The organism is Tatumella sp. JGM118, from assembly GCF_018257515.1.
GTDB lineage: Bacteria > Pseudomonadota > Gammaproteobacteria > Enterobacterales > Enterobacteriaceae > Tatumella > Tatumella terrea.
Window position 1 is genome coordinate 298,564 of sequence record NZ_JAERJR010000001.1, and the last position, 15,770, is coordinate 314,333.

14 protein-coding genes and 1 other annotated feature are annotated in these 15,770 nt (G+C 52.8%); of the genes, 11 read left to right on the forward strand and 3 right to left on the reverse strand.

The features are described 5' to 3' along the window. Window positions 1–63 precede the first annotated feature (63 nt). The gene (locus JK223_RS01390) at window positions 64–1,401 is read left to right on the forward strand and encodes an MFS transporter (RefSeq protein WP_212712427.1); all 1,338 of its coding nucleotides are present in this window, start codon (window positions 64–66) and stop codon (window positions 1,399–1,401) included. Window positions 1,402–2,853: 1,452 nt separating this feature from the next. Here the strand turns inward: JK223_RS01390 and JK223_RS01395 are convergent. Then, complete coding sequence (locus tag JK223_RS01395; protein ID WP_212712428.1) at window positions 2,854–3,090, reverse strand: hypothetical protein; 237 nt, start codon at window positions 3,088–3,090, stop codon at window positions 2,854–2,856. A 611-nt stretch (window positions 3,091–3,701) separates the two neighbouring features. Here JK223_RS01395 and thrS point away from each other — a divergent pair. From thrS to JK223_RS01445, 10 genes are all read left to right on the forward strand, one after another. Beyond that, window positions 3,702–5,630, forward strand: coding sequence for a threonine--tRNA ligase (thrS, locus tag JK223_RS01400; RefSeq protein WP_212712429.1), 1,929 nt, complete (start codon window positions 3,702–3,704; stop codon window positions 5,628–5,630). Window positions 5,631–5,633: 3 nt separating this feature from the next. Further along, window positions 5,634–6,173 carry a translation initiation factor IF-3 gene (infC, locus tag JK223_RS01405; RefSeq protein WP_212712638.1) on the forward strand — a complete coding sequence of 180 codons (540 nt, stop codon included), beginning with the start codon at window positions 5,634–5,636 and terminating at the stop codon, window positions 6,171–6,173. A 101-nt stretch (window positions 6,174–6,274) separates the two neighbouring features. Beyond that, on the forward strand, window positions 6,275–6,472 hold the full coding sequence (gene rpmI, locus JK223_RS01410) for a 50S ribosomal protein L35 (RefSeq protein ID WP_004157374.1): 198 nt from the start codon (window positions 6,275–6,277) through the stop codon (window positions 6,470–6,472). Between the two features lie 42 nt (window positions 6,473–6,514). Then, window positions 6,515–6,871 (forward strand): 50S ribosomal protein L20, encoded by a 357-nt coding sequence (rplT, locus tag JK223_RS01415; RefSeq protein WP_025901912.1) that lies wholly within the window; start codon window positions 6,515–6,517, stop codon window positions 6,869–6,871. A gap of 112 nt (window positions 6,872–6,983) precedes the next feature. Next, window positions 6,984–7,108, forward strand: a sequence feature (Phe leader region). After that, the gene (gene pheM / locus JK223_RS01420) at window positions 6,989–7,033 is read left to right on the forward strand and encodes a pheST operon leader peptide PheM (RefSeq protein WP_001386830.1); all 45 of its coding nucleotides are present in this window, start codon (window positions 6,989–6,991) and stop codon (window positions 7,031–7,033) included. Its footprint overlaps the feature before it by 45 nt. A gap of 71 nt (window positions 7,109–7,179) precedes the next feature. Further along, window positions 7,180–8,163 carry a phenylalanine--tRNA ligase subunit alpha gene (pheS, locus tag JK223_RS01425; RefSeq protein WP_212712430.1) on the forward strand — a complete coding sequence of 328 codons (984 nt, stop codon included), beginning with the start codon at window positions 7,180–7,182 and terminating at the stop codon, window positions 8,161–8,163. Between the two features lie 14 nt (window positions 8,164–8,177). Further along, on the forward strand, window positions 8,178–10,565 hold the full coding sequence (pheT, locus tag JK223_RS01430) for a phenylalanine--tRNA ligase subunit beta (protein ID WP_212712431.1): 2,388 nt from the start codon (window positions 8,178–8,180) through the stop codon (window positions 10,563–10,565). Window positions 10,566–10,569: 4 nt separating this feature from the next. Further along, complete coding sequence (gene ihfA / locus JK223_RS01435; protein ID WP_025901915.1) at window positions 10,570–10,869, forward strand: integration host factor subunit alpha; 300 nt, start codon at window positions 10,570–10,572, stop codon at window positions 10,867–10,869. Window positions 10,870–11,138: 269 nt separating this feature from the next. Continuing rightward, entirely contained in the window at window positions 11,139–11,600 is a 462-nt protein-coding gene (locus JK223_RS01440; protein WP_212712432.1) for an NlpC/P60 family protein, read from the forward strand. Window positions 11,601–11,752: 152 nt separating this feature from the next. Beyond that, the gene (locus JK223_RS01445) at window positions 11,753–13,192 is read left to right on the forward strand and encodes a YdiU family protein (RefSeq protein WP_212712433.1); all 1,440 of its coding nucleotides are present in this window, start codon (window positions 11,753–11,755) and stop codon (window positions 13,190–13,192) included. 13 nt (window positions 13,193–13,205) lie between these two features. On the opposite strand, the gene JK223_RS01450 is transcribed toward JK223_RS01445, so the two are convergent. Together JK223_RS01450 and ydiK are read right to left on the reverse strand one after the other, a co-directional pair. Further along, on the reverse strand, window positions 13,206–14,249 hold the full coding sequence (locus JK223_RS01450; RefSeq protein WP_212712434.1) for a 3-deoxy-7-phosphoheptulonate synthase: 1,044 nt from the start codon (window positions 14,247–14,249) through the stop codon (window positions 13,206–13,208). A gap of 331 nt (window positions 14,250–14,580) precedes the next feature. Then, the gene (gene ydiK, locus JK223_RS01455; protein ID WP_212712435.1) at window positions 14,581–15,735 is read right to left on the reverse strand and encodes an AI-2E family transporter YdiK; all 1,155 of its coding nucleotides are present in this window, start codon (window positions 15,733–15,735) and stop codon (window positions 14,581–14,583) included. Window positions 15,736–15,770: the final 35 nt, after the last annotated feature.

The window sequence follows — 15,770 nt, forward strand, 5'->3', positions numbered from 1 at the left end:
TCATTGATGATCAGCCGCTACCCGTCTGTCTCCGGAGGTCGCTGATGTAACCAGGACATTATTATGAACGATAAAATACCAGGAACCCGCTGGGTGCGGGTTATCGCACCGATCCTCATCGCCTGTATTATGTCATTTATGGATCGGGTCAATATCAGTTTCGCCTTGCCTGGCGGAATGGAAAAAGATTTAGGGATCACCAGCCAGATGGCCGGTGTCGCCAGCGGAATATTTTTTATCGGTTATCTGTTTCTGCAAATACCCGGCGGCCGTATTGCCGTTTACGGTAGCGGTAAGCGCTTTATTGCCTGGTCGCTGGCGGCCTGGGCCGTCGTCTCGGTGGCGACCGGGTTTGTCACCCATGAATATCAGTTACTGGCGCTGCGTTTTTTTCTCGGTGTTGCCGAAGGGGGGATGTTGCCGGTTGTTCTCACCATGGTCAGTAACTGGTTTCCTGAAAAAGAACTGGGCCGCGCCAACGCATTTGTCATGATGTTTGCTCCGCTGGGAGGCATGCTGACCGCGCCGGTCTCGGGGGCGATTATTGCCGCGCTCGACTGGCGCTGGTTGTTTTTCATCGAAGGCCTGCTGTCGGTGGTGGTACTGGCCATCTGGTGGCTGGTGATCAGCGACCGTCCGGAGGAAGCCCGCTGGCTGCCGGAAAAAGAACGGGAATATCTGCTGACCGTGCTGGGACGTGAACGTAAAGCGCGTGAAGAACTGGCCCCGGTCAACAAAGCCCCGTTAAAAGCGGTATTACGTAATAAAGGGCTGATGCAACTGGTGGCATTAAACTTCTTTTACCAGACCGGGGATTATGGTTACACCCTGTGGCTACCCAGTATTCTGAAGAACCTGACCGGAGGAAATATGGCCAGTGTCGGGTTGCTGGCGGTGCTGCCTTTCTTAGCGACGCTGGCGGGAATTTATGTGATTTCTATGCTCAGCGACCGGACAGGTAAACGTCGCCTGTGGGTTCGGGTGTCACTTTTCAGCTTTGCTGCAGCGCTGGTGGCGTCCGTGATCCTGCGGGACCACGTGGTCGCGGCCTATATTGCGCTGGTTATTTGCGGTTTCTTCCTGAAAGCGGCGACCAGTCCTTTCTGGTCGATTCCCGGGCGGATTTCGTCTCCGGAAGTGGCCGGGAGTGCCCGTGGGGTAATCAACGGACTCGGTAATCTGGGCGGGTTCTGCGGACCTTATCTGGTAGGGATAATGATTTACCTGTATGGACAGAACGTGGCGGTGTGCGCACTGGCAGTCTCGCTGTTACTGGCCGGAGCCATTACCTTCCTGTTGCCGAAAGAGTGTGACCTGTCTTCAGGAAAAAAGCCGGATAACCGGCCGGCGGAAAAATCAGGAAAAACGCCGTTGCGTTCCGCCTCACTGAAAAGGGTCTGAATCGTTATCATGTCGTTGCCGGGGGCGTTGCAGAAATTGCCGTGCGCCCGGCAGGAGCTTTCTGTGCTGACAGTCTCCGCCCCGGATGTTCAGGAAAAGAGGGCAGTCATGCTTTATCCCGCAGGGTATTCGCGATAAAAGAAAGTCAGTTTAACGCTAAACCTCCCCCTGCAGATACTGACCGGTATTTATCACCCTGTGATATCTGCTGCTTTCCGGCTCAGGCCTGCTATCCGCAGCAATCGCTTGTTAGCCGCTCATCCGCTGAACCTGCGAAAAATGCACGACAGGTATCATCCTGCGATATCTGCCGGTTACAGGCCCGGGCCGCTATCCGCAGCAATATTGTTATGAGCAGCCCATTCTCTGCGCCTGAGGATGTTAAACGGTGGTTATCATCCTGCGATATCTGCCGCTTTCCGGCTCAGGCCTGCTATCCTCAGCAATTGCTTGTTAGCCGCTCATCCACTGAATCTGCGAAAAATGCACGGCAGGTATCATCCTGCGATATCTGCCGGTTACATGCCCGGTCCGCTATCCGCAGCAATATTGTTATTAATAGTCCATTCTCTGCGCCTGCGGAGGTTAAACGGTGGGTATCACCGTGCGATATCTGCAGCAGGTCTTTCTGACCCGGGGACTTAGGGCGGTGAAAAGCCCGGAGGCCGACCGGGCGTGATGTGACGGTTCCGGTCACTCTGCACCGAAAATTCGACAGGTTCAGTCTGTATTACTGTTGTTGCTGTGGCTGACATCAGTCAGCGGTGTCACAGGCCTTTTATTTAGCCCTCACCACCGAAAGAAGCCTCTTTTGCGCTGAAGGCTGGAGCCATGTCGTGACGGGCGTATCCATGGCCGTTAAATTTTGAGTGGCGGTGTCACTCATCGGGGCGTTACCTCACCGGACGGTGCGAACGTAGCCACGTATTATCAGCACACGAAAAAGGAAGGTGTGTTCCTGAAGTTATGTCGGTAAAGCCGGTACTAAGCATGATGATGCCGGAGAGAGGCAGGAATTCTGACAAAGCTTTTGCGGGATAACTCTTAAATCTGAGAAGCGGGTGAATATTCTTTCTGTCCTGTGCGACAGTCAGAACTCAGTGGCGGGGATTACCCTCAGAGACGGGACAAGATTCAGAGGCAAATGGAAAGTTACGTCTGTAAAGCCGGTGCTAAGAATGATGATGCCGGAGAGAGGCGGGAGTTCTGACAGAGCTCTTGGGGGATAACTCTTAAAGCGGAAAAGCGGGTGAGTATTCTTTCTGTCCTGTGCGACAGGCAGAAGTCAGTGGCGGGGATTACCCTCAGAGACGGGACAAGATTCAGAGGCAAATGGAAAGTTACGTCGGTAAAGCCGGTACTAAGCGTGATGATGCCGGAGAGGGTCGGGATAATACCCGGACAGGGGGATAAAAACAGCCCCCGGCGATCCCGGAGGCTGCAGATACATCATTACTGATGGGCTTGCTGCGCTTGCTGCTGTTTTTCAGCGGCTGCGCGTTGGGCAGATTTTTTAGCCATGTGATGGCCAACAAAACAACCGGCGACTGCACCGGCAACCGCGTGGTGATGAGCCATATGACCAGCAACACCCCCGGCAACGGCGCCTTTGATGCAACCTGCTGCCATCGCTGTCTGCGACAGCAGTAACGTACCGGCCAGTGCCAGTGCGGAAATACTTTTCTTCATGTGAATACTCTCCTGTTATTGCCCGATCAGCATAGCATTCCTCAGTAAAACCGCGATGGACTAATTTATTAATTTCAGCATGAAATTGTTTCAGAACAGTAACTTTGTAACGATTGACCGGCGGCTGACAGTCTTGCGGTGGGCTGACGAAGAGGCCCTGAGTGCGCCTGCGCCGTCAACGGACAGTGATCGGTAACGGCACAGCGCTCCCGGGCGGGCCGAAGCCGTATCTGATTCCTGCCCGTGAACCGGGACGGCCAGTCACCTCATCAGTTCATTCCTGTTGCGCCGCCATCGACCTGCGTTGTTCCAACACCGTTATCCGGTGGAAGGCGGACGCGGTGCTGCGGTGATTTTGCCCCGGTGTTGAGGAAGCTACTGATAAAATCTCCTTGATGTTCATCCTATTCTTTCCGTCCCCCCCATTAACATGTAACATTGGGCAGGTAGCTTCAGCCGGAAGAGGGCAAAGGTTTCCCGATGTGTACCAATGTGTGTACCTTGCCGGATGTTTTCCGGGTGACGTGTAACTTAAGATACTGAATTCAAATAAAAATCAATATTTGCATGTAGCCTTTCGTGTGGGTTACCACTGCAATTAAGGATATGAAATGCCTGTTATTACTCTTCCTGATGGAAGTCAGCGTTCTTTTGACCATGCGGTCAGTGTGATGGATATTGCTCAGGATATCGGCCCGGGGCTGGCGAAAGCCTGTATCGCGGGTCGTGTCAACGGTGAGCTGGTGGATGCGGTTGATCCTATTACCGAAGATTCTGATGTTTCAATCATTACCGCGAAAGATGAAGCCGGTCTTGAAATTCTTCGCCACTCCTGTGCTCACCTGTTGGGGCATGCTATCAAGCAACTGTGGCCGGATACCAAAATGGCTATCGGTCCGGTGATTGATAATGGTTTCTACTATGATGTGGATATGGATCATACCCTGACCCAGGAAGACATCGAGCGGCTCGAAAAGCGTATGCATGAGCTGGCTGAAACCAATTATAACGTCATTAAAAAGAACGTTAGCTGGCAGGAAGCGCGGGATACCTTCGAGTCACGTGGTGAAAGCTACAAGATGGCGATCCTGGACGAGAACATCAGCCATGATGACCGTCCCGGCCTGTACCATCATGAAGAATATATCGATATGTGCCGCGGTCCGCACGTACCGAATATGCGTTTCTGTCATCATTTCAAATTACAGAAGATTTCCGGTGCTTACTGGCGCGGCGACAGCAATAACAAAATGCTGCAGCGTATCTACGGTACGGCCTGGGCGGATAAAAAACAGCTGGCAGCCTACCTGAAACGTCTGGAAGAAGCCGCAAAGCGTGACCACCGCAAAATCGGTAAACAGCTTGACCTGTATCATATGCAGGAAGAAGCCCCGGGGATGGTGTTCTGGCATAATGACGGCTGGACTATTTTCCGCGAGCTGGAAGTCTTTGTCCGTACCAAGCTGAAAGAGTATCAGTACCAGGAAGTGAAAGGTCCGTTCATGATGGACCGGGTGTTATGGGAAAAAACAGGTCACTGGGAAAACTACAAAGAGGCGATGTTCACCACCTCTTCAGAGAACCGTGAATACTGCATTAAGCCCATGAACTGCCCGGGCCACGTGCAAATCTTCAATCAGGGACTAAAATCCTACCGTGACCTGCCATTACGTATGGCGGAATTTGGTAGCTGCCACCGTAACGAGCCATCAGGTGCGTTACACGGTCTGATGCGTGTCCGCGGGTTTACCCAGGATGATGCACATATTTTCTGTACCGAAGATCAGATTCTGGATGAAGTGAACAGCTGTATCCGGATGATCTACGATATGTACGGCACCTTCGGCTTTGAAAAAATCGTCGTTAAGCTGTCTACACGTCCGGAAAAACGTATCGGCAGCGACGAGTTGTGGGACCGTGCGGAGCAGAATCTGGCCGAAGCACTGAAAGAAAACGACATCGAATTCGAGTATCAGCCGGGTGAAGGGGCATTTTATGGCCCTAAAATTGAATTTACTTTGTATGATTGTCTGGATCGTGCGTGGCAGTGTGGTACAGTACAGCTCGATTTCTCATTACCGGGACGACTGGACGCTACCTATGTCGGCGAAAACAACGAACGCCAGACCCCGGTAATGATCCACCGTGCTATTCTTGGCTCAATGGAGCGCTTTATCGGTATTCTGACCGAAGAATATGCAGGTTTCTTCCCAAGCTGGCTGGCTCCGTTACAGGTTGTCGTGATGAATATCACCGATAATCAGGCGGATTATGTCAACGAATTGACCCGGAAATTACAAAAAGCGGGTATTCGTGTAAAAGCAGACTTGAGAAACGAGAAGATTGGCTTTAAAATTCGTGAACACACATTACGTCGTGTCCCTTATATGCTTGTCTGCGGTGAAAAAGAAGTGGAGGCCGGTAAAGTTGCCGTGCGTACCCGCCGTGGTAAAGATTTAGGATCTATTGATGTCGACGTATTTATAGATAATCTGCAGCAGGAAATTCGCAGCAGAAATCTTAATCAATTGGAGGAGTAAGGTATTAAAGGCGGAAAAAGAGTACAACCAACACGTCCGAACCGTATCAATGGTGAAATCCGTGCAACAGAGGTACGTCTGACGGGTGTTGACGGTGAGCAGCTAGGCATTGTTAGCCTGCGCGAAGCTTTAGAAAAATCTGAAGAAGCAGGCGTGGATTTAGTTGAAATCAGCCCTAACGCCGAGCCGCCGGTTTGCCGAATTATGGATTACGGCAAATTCCTCTATGAAAAAAGCAAATCTTCTAAGGAACAGAAGAAAAAGCAAAAAATTGTCCAGGTTAAGGAAATTAAATTCCGTCCTGGTACAGATGAAGGCGACTATCAGGTCAAACTACGCAACCTGATTCGTTTTCTGGAAGAGGGCGATAAAGCCAAAATCACGCTGCGTTTCCGTGGTCGTGAGATGGCGCACCAGCAGATTGGTATGGAAGTGCTTAACCGCGTGAAAGAAGATCTGTCTGAACTGGCCGTTGTTGAATCCTTCCCATCAAGGATTGAAGGACGCCAGATGATCATGGTGCTCGCACCTAAGAAGAAGTAGCAGGCCTTCAAGTAATACTGCCGCTCTGTCGTTTACGGCTGAGCGGTTTTATTCGCCTGCTGGTTCATTTTATTAACAATGCGAAGTGGATATTTTTTAAAATGCCAAAGATTAAAACTGTACGTGGAGCGGCCAAACGCTTCAAGAAGACCGCTTCTGGCGGCTTCAAGCGTAAACACGCTAACCTGCGTCATATTCTGACTAAAAAGTCTACTAAGCGTAAACGTCACCTGCGCCCTAAAGGCATGGTTTCTAAAGGCGATCTGGGTCTGGTTATTGCCTGCCTGCCGTACGCATAAGTTAACTTTTTTTTTCACAGAATATAAAACAGGAGAGCTAATATGGCTCGTGTAAAACGTGGTGTAATTGCCCGCGCTCGTCACAAAAAAATCTTAAAACAAGCTAAAGGCTACTACGGTGCACGTTCACGTGTTTACCGCGTTGCCTTCCAGGCTGTCATCAAAGCTGGCCAGTACGCCTACCGCGACCGTCGTCAACGTAAGCGTCAGTTCCGTCAGCTGTGGATTGCTCGTATCAACGCAGCAGCCCGTCAGAATGGCATGTCTTACAGCCGTTTCATTAATGGCCTGAAAAAAGCCTCTATTGAAATCGACCGTAAGATCCTGGCTGACATCGCCGTTTTCGATAAAGTAGCATTTACTGCTCTGGTCGAAAAAGCGAAATCAGTACTGGCATAAGTCAGTTAGAAAAGGGAGCTTGCTCCCTTTTTTATTCCGGCAAAGAAAAGCTAACTCCCTGACTTTAATCTGTTATTATAGTAATCTGTTTTTCTCAGCCATTAAGGTAACGCAAGTATGAATGCTGCTATTTTCCGTTTCTTTTTTTACTTTAGCACCTGATCTCAGGGGCTTTTGCGCAGCAGAAAAGAAACGAAAAATCGCGCTAAAAGCCTCCCTGGTGGAGGCTTTTTTCTTTTTGGCGATAGAGCCCCGGGAGAGCCCCCGGAGTGAAACAAATACCAGACTAACCGGAAGAAGAGGAAAACATGTCCCAACTCGCAGAATTAGTTGCCCGCGCCCGGGCTGCTATAGACGAGGCGACGGATATCGCCACCCTGGATGCAGTTCGCGTCGAATATCTGGGTAAAAAAGGCCATCTGACTCTGCAGATGATGACATTGCGCGAATTACCGGCCGAAGAGCGTCCGGCGGCCGGTGCGGTGATCAATGAAGCTAAGCAGCAGGTTCAGGAACACTTAAACGAACGCAAACAGACGCTGGAGTCTGCTGCACTGAACGCACGACTGGCCGAAGAAACCATCGATGTTTCGCTGCCAGGGCGTCGTATCGAAAACGGTGGCCTGCACCCGGTCACCCGCACCATCAACCGGATTGAAAACTTCTTCGGTGAGCTGGGCTTCTGCGTGGCTAATGGTCCGGAAATTGAAGATGCGTACTATAACTTCGATGCGCTGAATATTCCGGGACACCATCCTGCCCGTGCCGACCACGATACCTTCTGGTTTGATGCCAAACGCTTACTGCGCACCCAGACCTCCGGGGTCCAGATCCGTACCATGGAAAACAGCGCACCGCCTATCCGCGTTATCGTGCCGGGACGTGTGTATCGTAACGATTACGACCAGACACACACGCCGATGTTCCATCAGATGGAAGGCCTGATTGTCGATAAAGACATCAGCTTCACCAACCTGAAAGGAACGCTGCATGATTTCCTGAATAACTTCTTCGAAGAAGATCTGCAGGTACGTTTCCGTCCGTCTTACTTCCCGTTCACCGAGCCTTCTGCAGAAGTGGATGTCATGGGTAAAAACGGTAAATGGCTGGAAGTGCTGGGCTGCGGTATGGTGCACCCGAACGTCTTGCGTAATGTCGGCATTGACCCGGAAGTCTACTCCGGCTTCGCCTTCGGTATGGGGATGGAACGTCTGACGATGTTACGTTATGGCGTGACCGATCTTCGTGCATTTTTTGAAAATGATCTTCGTTTCCTGAAACAGTTTAAATAAGGGCAGGTTATCCAATGAAATTCAGTGAACTCTGGTTACGTGAATGGGTAAATCCGGCCCTGAACAGTGAAGAACTTTCCGGACAAATTACCATGGCCGGCCTGGAAGTGGACGATGTGACCGCAGTTGCCGGAGCATTCCATGGCGTAGTGGTCGGTGAAGTGGTCGAATGCGGGCAGCACCCGAATGCCGATAAATTGCGTGTCACCAAAGTTAATGTCGGTGGTTCACGCCTGCTGGATATCGTCTGTGGTGCGCCAAACTGCCGCCAGGGGCTGAAAGTCGCGGTAGCGACCGTGGGCGCCGTGCTGCCGGGTGATTTTAAAATTAAAGCCGCAAAACTGCGCGGTGAGCCGTCAGAAGGGATGCTCTGTTCCTACTCTGAACTGGGTATTAATGTTGAATCTGACGGTATTATGGAATTACCGGCAGATGCGGTACCAGGCACTGACTTCCGTCAGTTCCTGAAACTGGATGACAACACCATTGAAATCAGCGTCACGCCAAACCGTGCTGACTGCCTGAGCATTATGGGCGTTGCCCGTGATGTTGCGGTGTTGAACGGTCTGCCACTGACTGAGCCGGAAGTGGCAGCGGTCACGCCTTCGACCGATAAAACCTTCCCGGTTGAGGTTCAGGCTACCGATGCCTGTCCGCGCTATCTGGGCCGTGTGATCACCGGTATTGATGTCAGCGTGGAAAGTCCGCTGTGGATGAAAGAAAAATTACGCCGTTGCGGCATCCGTTCGGTGGATGCGGTAGTGGATATCACTAACTATGTCCTGATGGAACTGGGGCAGCCAATGCATGCCTTCGACCTCGACCGTCTGCAGGGCGGCATTGTGGTTCGTCAGGCCGTGGAAGGTGAGAAGCTGACGCTGCTGGACGGTAATGAAGTCACGCTGAGCGCAGAAACACTGGTGATTGCTGACCAGCAAAAAGCACTGGCGATGGCCGGGATCTTTGGCGGGGCAGACTCCGGGGTGAATGAAAACACCACTAACATCCTGTTCGAAAGCGCGTATTTTGACCCGTTAGCGATCACCGGTCGTGCCCGTCGTTATGGTCTGCATACCGATGCCTCGCACCGTTACGAGCGCGGTGTTGATTCCACACTGCAGTACCGTGCCATCGAGCGTGCAACGGCGCTGTTGCTGGAAATCTGCGGTGGAGAAGCGGGTCCTGTGATTGACCGCAGCCACCAGGACACACTGCCGGTACCGGCGACCATTATCCTGCGTCGTGAAAAACTGGATCGCCTGATCGGCCATCACATTGCTGATGCGCAGGTGACCGATATCCTGCAACGTCTGGGCTGCCAAGTGGTTACCGCGGAAGGACAGTGGACAGCCACGGCACCGGCCTGGCGTTTCGATATGGCTATCGAAGAAGACCTGGTCGAAGAAGTCGCACGTATTTACGGATATAACAATATCCCTGATGTCCCGGTCCGGGCTGACCTGGTGATGCCTCCGCACCGTGAAGCTCACCTGCCGCTGTCACGCGTGAAAGCGATGCTGGTGGATAAAGGTTACCAGGAAGCGATTACCTACAGCTTTGTGGATCCTGAGCTGCAGAACCTGGTTCACCCGGGCGAAGAAGCCTTGCTGCTGCCTAATCCGATTTCTGTCGATATGTCAGCGATGCGCCTGTCCCTGCTGACCGGTTTGCTGGGTGCGGTGGTCTATAACCAGAACCGCCAGCAGAGCCGTGTTCGTCTGTTCGAAAGCGGATTACGTTTTGTCCCGGACACCGGTGCTGAGCTGGGGATCCGTCAGGAACTGATGCTGGCGGGTGTGATCACCGGACCGCGTTTTGAAGAGCACTGGGATCAGGAACGTGCGACTGTCGATTATTTCGACCTGAAAGGTGATCTGGAGTCGGTTCTGGACCTGACCGGAAAAGCGGCATCGATTGAATTCCGCGCGACAGAGCATTCCGCACTGCATCCGGGTCAGAGTGCCGGCATTTATTTGCAGGACCAGTACATTGGTTTTATCGGCGTTGTTCACCCGGAACTGGAACGCAAACTTGACCTGAATGGCCGGACAGTGGTATTTGAATTGCTATGGGATAAGGTTGCAGACCGCTTGCTGCCTGCTGCTAAAGAGGTTTCACGCTTCCCGGCAAACCGTCGTGACATTGCTGTGGTGGTTGCCGAAAACGTCCCTTCAGCAGATATTATCGCAGAGTGTAAGAAAGTTGGCGTAAATCAGATAGTTGGCGTAAACTTATTTGACGTGTACCGCGGTAAGGGTGTGAGTGAGGGTTATAAGAGCCTTGCGATCAGCCTGATTTTGCAGGATACCAGCCGGACACTCGAAGAAGAGGAAATTGCCGCGACTGTAGCTAACTGTGTTGCGGCATTAAAAGAGCGATTCCAGGCAACCTTGAGGGATTGAACCTATGGCGCTTACAAAAGCTGAAATGTCAGAGTATCTGTTTGAAAAACTGGGTCTTAGCAAGCGTGACGCGAAGGATCTCGTTGAACTGTTTTTTGAAGAAGTCCGTAGGGCGCTGGAAAATGGTGAGCAGGTAAAACTGTCAGGGTTTGGCAATTTTGACCTACGCGATAAGAATCAACGGCCGGGACGTAACCCGAAAACGGGGGAAGATATCCCGATTACGGCTCGCCGTGTTGTGACTTTCCGCCCGGGACAGAAATTGAAAAGCCGTGTCGAGAATGCTGCTCCGAAGCAAAGCTAAGCATTCTGATCGTGCACCGTGAAAAAGGCCGCATCTGCGGCCTTTTTTTTATCCGTTGACCCGCTCATCGCAGACCGGACGGAACCGGCAGAGTGCGGAGCCACACAGGAACGGAAGTTACGGGTTGCCAAACCTGGTGACTTATGGCAACAATTCTGTTTCCTGATCTCATTTCCCGGCAGTTTTCCTCGCTGATGCAGACAAACCCGGATATCAGTTGCGCTGTAACAATAAACGTTATGACGGATGGCAGTTTACGGAGCTGGCGTATGGTACGGATAGCAATTGTCTTTTTGATAGTGTTACTGGCAGGATGCAGCTCACATGCGCCTGCACCCAATGCGAACCTTGCGGATCCTGCGGTGGTCAGAGCAGAGCTGAACCAGCAGTTATCTCAGTGGCGGGGGACGCCATACCGTTTTGGTGGCCTGAGCCGTCGTGGCATCGATTGTTCCGGTTTCGTCTATCTGACATTCCGGGATCGTTTTGATATCCGTTTACCGCGAACGACCCGCGGGCAGAGTGACATTGGTACCCGCATCCGGAAAAGTGAACTGATGCCCGGTGACCTGGTGTTTTTTAAAACCGGCTGGGGGGGCGATGGCCTGCATGTCGGTATCTATGACAAAAATAATCAGTTTATTCATGCATCGACCAGCCGTGGTGTGATGCGCTCTTCACTGAATAATGTCTACTGGCGCAAAGTCTTCTGGCAGGCCCGGCGCATTTAGTGGTTAACCCGGGGAGATTTTTCGGGGTTTCCTGACACATCCGGCCCGCCAGTCCCTGCGATGACTGTTATCCTCCCTGCGGTCAGGTTACACTGCCGTCTTATCCTCTTATAAGATACTTGTCTGACACAGTACCCACCTGCGGAGTCCTTATGCAGTTTACGAATACTTGGTGTGAAGAGCTGCCCGGTTTTTACAGCCCGGTGACACCCACCCCGCTTAAGCAGGGGCGTCTGCTTTACCCTAACCGGCCTTTATGCCGCGAGTTACAGCTCGACGAATCACTCTTTGCCGGTGCGGGGCATCCGGTGTTTTATGGCGGCGATGTGCTGCCCGGGATGGCACCGCTCGCTCAGGTGTACAGTGGCCATCAGTTTGGCGTCTGGGCCGGTCAGCTGGGCGATGGCCGGGGTTTATTATTGGGTGAACAGTTACTGCCGGATGGCAGAAAATATGACTGGCATCTGAAAGGGGCCGGACTGACCCCTTATTCACGGATGGGCGACGGACGGGCGGTGGTACGTTCGACGGTCAGAGAGTTTCTGGCCTCAGAAGCGTTGCATGGTCTGGGGATCCCGACCACCCGTGCACTGAGCCTGGCGGTCAGTGAAGAACCGGTGCAGCGTGAGCAGACCGAGCAGGGCGCAATGCTGATACGTATTGCCGAAAGCCATCTGCGTTTTGGTCACTTTGAACACTTCTTTTACCGCCATCAGCCGGATCAGGTCAGAGCGCTGGCAGATTATGCCATCCGCCATCACTGGCCGGAGCTGACGGATGCCCCGGACCGTTATCTGTTATGGTTTACCGATGTGGTGAAACGCACGGCCCGGCTGATAGCGCTCTGGCAGAGCGTCGGTTTTTCTCACGGAGTGATGAATACCGATAATATGTCATTGCTGGGTCTGACCCTGGATTACGGGCCGTACGGCTTTATGGACGACTACAATCCGGGCTTTATCTGCAACCATAGTGACTATCAGGGGCGATATAGCTTCGAAAACCAGCCGACCGCAGGGCTATGGAACCTTAACCGGCTGGCCCACGCGTTATCCCCGCTGTTATCCATGCCGCAACTTAAGCAGGCGCTTGCAGGCTATGAAGATGAGCTGATGAGTGTCTGGGGACAACAGATGCGGCGAAAACTGGGGCTGTTTACGGCGCAGCAGAATGATAATGACCTGCTGAGCGGGTTACTGGCCCTGATGGCAGCCGAAGGCAGTGACTATACCCGGACCTTCCGGCTGCTGAGCGAAACAGAACAGCAACAGAGCCAGTCACCGCTCAGGGATGAATTTATTGATCGTGCAGCCTTCGATCACTGGTTCAGTCAGTACCGCCAGCGCCTGCTGGACGAGCAGTACAGTGACGCCCGGCGCAGGGAGATGATGCAGGCAGCCAATCCGGCGCTGGTATTAAGAAATTATCTGGCACAACAGGTGATCGCTGAAACAGAAAAAGGCGGCACGGAGCAGCTGGCTGCTCTGCATAGCGCCCTGCAAAACCCTTATCAGTTGGCATCCGGACAGCAGGCGCTGTTTAACCGGCCGCCGGAGTGGGGCAAATCCCTGGAGATCAGCTGCTCGAGCTGATCTCCGGCCAGCGTCAGCGGGTGGAGACCGCTTCTGCCAGGTTTTCAAGCACTTTTTCTGTGTCTCCCCAACTGAGGCACGGGTCGGTGATGGACTGACCATAAACCAGTGGCTGTCCGGGGGTAACGTCCTGGCGGCCCGGTTCAAGGAAACTCTCGATCATCACCCCGGCGATGGCGGTTTCGCCATTACGCAGTTGTCCGGCCACATCCTCCGCCACCCGCATTTGCCGCTGATGTTGCTTCAGACAGTTTCCGTGACTGAAGTCGATCACCAGCCGCGCCGGTAACCGGAACTCTTCCAGTAAGCTGCGACTTTCGGCCACATGCTCAGTGGAATAATTCGGCGTGCGGCCACCCCGTAAAATGATGTGTCCGTCCGGATTGCCCTGCGTCTGATAAATGGTCATCTGTCCCTGTTTATCGGGGGAGAGAAACATATGACCGGCCCGTGCGGCACGTATAGCATCAATAGCGATACGAATATTGCCGTCGGTGCCGTTCTTGAAGCCGACAGGACAGGAAAGCGCCGAAGCCATCTCCCGATGGATCTGACTTTCGGTGGTCCGTGCGCCGATAGCGCCCCAGCTGATTAAATCGGCAATAAACTGTCCGGTCACCATATCCAGAAACTCGGTGGCCGTCGGCATACCCAGCGCATTGATATCCAGCAGTAATTTACGGGCGATCGCCAGCCCCTCATTAATATGATAACTGCCATCCAGCCAGGGGTCGTTGATCAGGCCTTTCCAGCCGGTGACTGTGCGGGGTTTTTCGAAATAGGTCCGCATCACAATTTCCAGCGGGCCCTGGTAACGCTGACGCAGCACATTCAGGCGCTGTGCATAGTCGAGGGCCGATTGCGGGTCATGCAATGAACACGGGCCTATCACCACCAGTAAACGGCGGTCATTCTGCTGCAGTATCTGGCTGATACGCTGCCGGGTGGCCAGAATATTGGTGCTGATATCTTCTGAAACCGGATATTGCCGTGCCAGCTGGTCCGGCGTCACCAGGCATGCCACCGGCGACGTTCTTAATTCATCGGTTTTATTCATGATAGTCTCGAAGTCATGCTGCTTACCGGCAAAATGCCGGCAAGATATGGCCTCAACAATAGCCGAATAGCATGTGATTACAACCACAGAACAGGTAAAACAGCAGGAAAACGTGCGGAATTCAGAATAAAAAAATGCCCGTCCGTAGAAGGGCAAAGACTACACACAGCAATAGAGGGGTGGCAATGAGATGCCGCAACAGCAATACTTAGGGTTATCGTAAAGTTAAATTTGTATTGAATCTGTAAGAATCATCCCATTCGGGACGGCAGGGGAAAGTACCGGGGGGGAAGCTCCCCTGACGCCGCCAGGGGAGAAAGATAAAGGATGCTTATTTTACAGGTGCCTGGGCCTGAAGGGCATTACGTTCTTCTTCGGCCGTTTTACGGGCATCTTCCAGTAATTCCTCGACCACCAAATCCGGATCATCATGTGGCTCCGGGGCTTCATGCATCCAGACGGAAACCAGACGGTATGAAACCGCCAGCACCACCGGACCAATAAACAGGCCGATCATTCCGAAAGCCACCAGACCGCCGATCACCCCGGAAAGGATAATCAGCATCGGTAAATCGGCCCCCAGCCGGATCAGCATCGGACGGACAAAGCTGTCCATAGTGCCGACAACACAGCTCCAGACCAGCAAGACGGTCCCCCAGGTTGTGTCTCCGCTCCAGTACAGCCAGATTATCGCCGGGATCAGTACCAGCAGAGGGCCGAGCTGGATCAGGCAACAGAGGATCATGACCACGGTCAGGATAGTGGCATAAGGGATACCGCAGAGGGCTAAGCCAATGCCCCCGATGACACCCTGCAGTAATGCGGTAACGACCACGCCCAGCGCCACGGCACGAATCGCCTGACCTGCCAGTAATACCACCGCGTCACCGCGGCGGGAAGCCAGCCGGTAGGCAAAATGGCGTATTCCCTGACCCACGCGTTCCCCCCGCCAGTAGAGCAAAACACTGAACAGTAACATCAGTGTCAGATGCACCATCAGCCGGCCAAAGTGGCCCGCCTGGGCGACAAAAAAGCTGGTGGTACGACCGATATAGGGCTGGACGCTGGTGATGACCGCACTGCCACCCCCGGCGATCATTTTCTGATAGTAGACCGCCAGTTTGCTGCCGATATACGGAATATTGCTGAGCCACTCCAGTTTCGGTATCTGAATATGACCGGAGGATAACCAGGCGATGACCGGCCCGCTGTTATCCAGCACACTGCTGATCAGCAGGGCAATCGGAATGATAAACACCAGTAACAAAATCAGTGTCATCGCCAGAACCGCCAGTGAACGGCGGCCCCAGAGAATTTTTTGTATACGCAGCATCAGTCCCCAGGTCGCGATAACCACCATCCCGGCCCAGGCAAAGCCGAGGATAAATGGCTGAACCACCCAGAAACAGGCGACCGTCATTAATACAAAAAACATCAGTGTAAATAGCTTCTGAGGGAGATCCCTGTTTTCTGACCGTGCTTTCATAACACCTTTTTACCTCTTTGAATTTACCCGATGAG

Excerpts from the sequence above, each read along its gene's own strand:
- JK223_RS01440 (WP_212712432.1), top strand. The coding sequence starts at position 11,139 with ATGGTACGGATAGCAATTGTCTTTTTGATAGTGTTACTGGCAGGATGC.
- rpmI (WP_004157374.1), top strand. The coding sequence starts at position 6,275 with ATGCCAAAGATTAAAACTGTACGTGGAGCGGCCAAACGCTTCAAGAAG.
- pheS (WP_212712430.1), top strand. The coding sequence starts at position 7,180 with ATGTCCCAACTCGCAGAATTAGTTGCCCGCGCCCGGGCTGCTATAGAC.
- JK223_RS01450 (WP_212712434.1), bottom strand. The coding sequence starts at position 14,249 with ATGAATAAAACCGATGAATTAAGAACGTCGCCGGTGGCATGCCTGGTG.
- JK223_RS01390 (WP_212712427.1), top strand. The coding sequence starts at position 64 with ATGAACGATAAAATACCAGGAACCCGCTGGGTGCGGGTTATCGCACCG.
- rplT (WP_025901912.1), top strand. The coding sequence starts at position 6,515 with ATGGCTCGTGTAAAACGTGGTGTAATTGCCCGCGCTCGTCACAAAAAA.
- pheT (WP_212712431.1), top strand. The coding sequence starts at position 8,178 with ATGAAATTCAGTGAACTCTGGTTACGTGAATGGGTAAATCCGGCCCTG.
- thrS (WP_212712429.1), top strand. The coding sequence starts at position 3,702 with ATGCCTGTTATTACTCTTCCTGATGGAAGTCAGCGTTCTTTTGACCAT.
- JK223_RS01445 (WP_212712433.1), top strand. The coding sequence starts at position 11,753 with ATGCAGTTTACGAATACTTGGTGTGAAGAGCTGCCCGGTTTTTACAGC.
- ydiK (WP_212712435.1), bottom strand. The coding sequence starts at position 15,735 with ATGAAAGCACGGTCAGAAAACAGGGATCTCCCTCAGAAGCTATTTACA.
- ihfA (WP_025901915.1), top strand. The coding sequence starts at position 10,570 with ATGGCGCTTACAAAAGCTGAAATGTCAGAGTATCTGTTTGAAAAACTG.
- JK223_RS01395 (WP_212712428.1), bottom strand. The coding sequence starts at position 3,090 with ATGAAGAAAAGTATTTCCGCACTGGCACTGGCCGGTACGTTACTGCTG.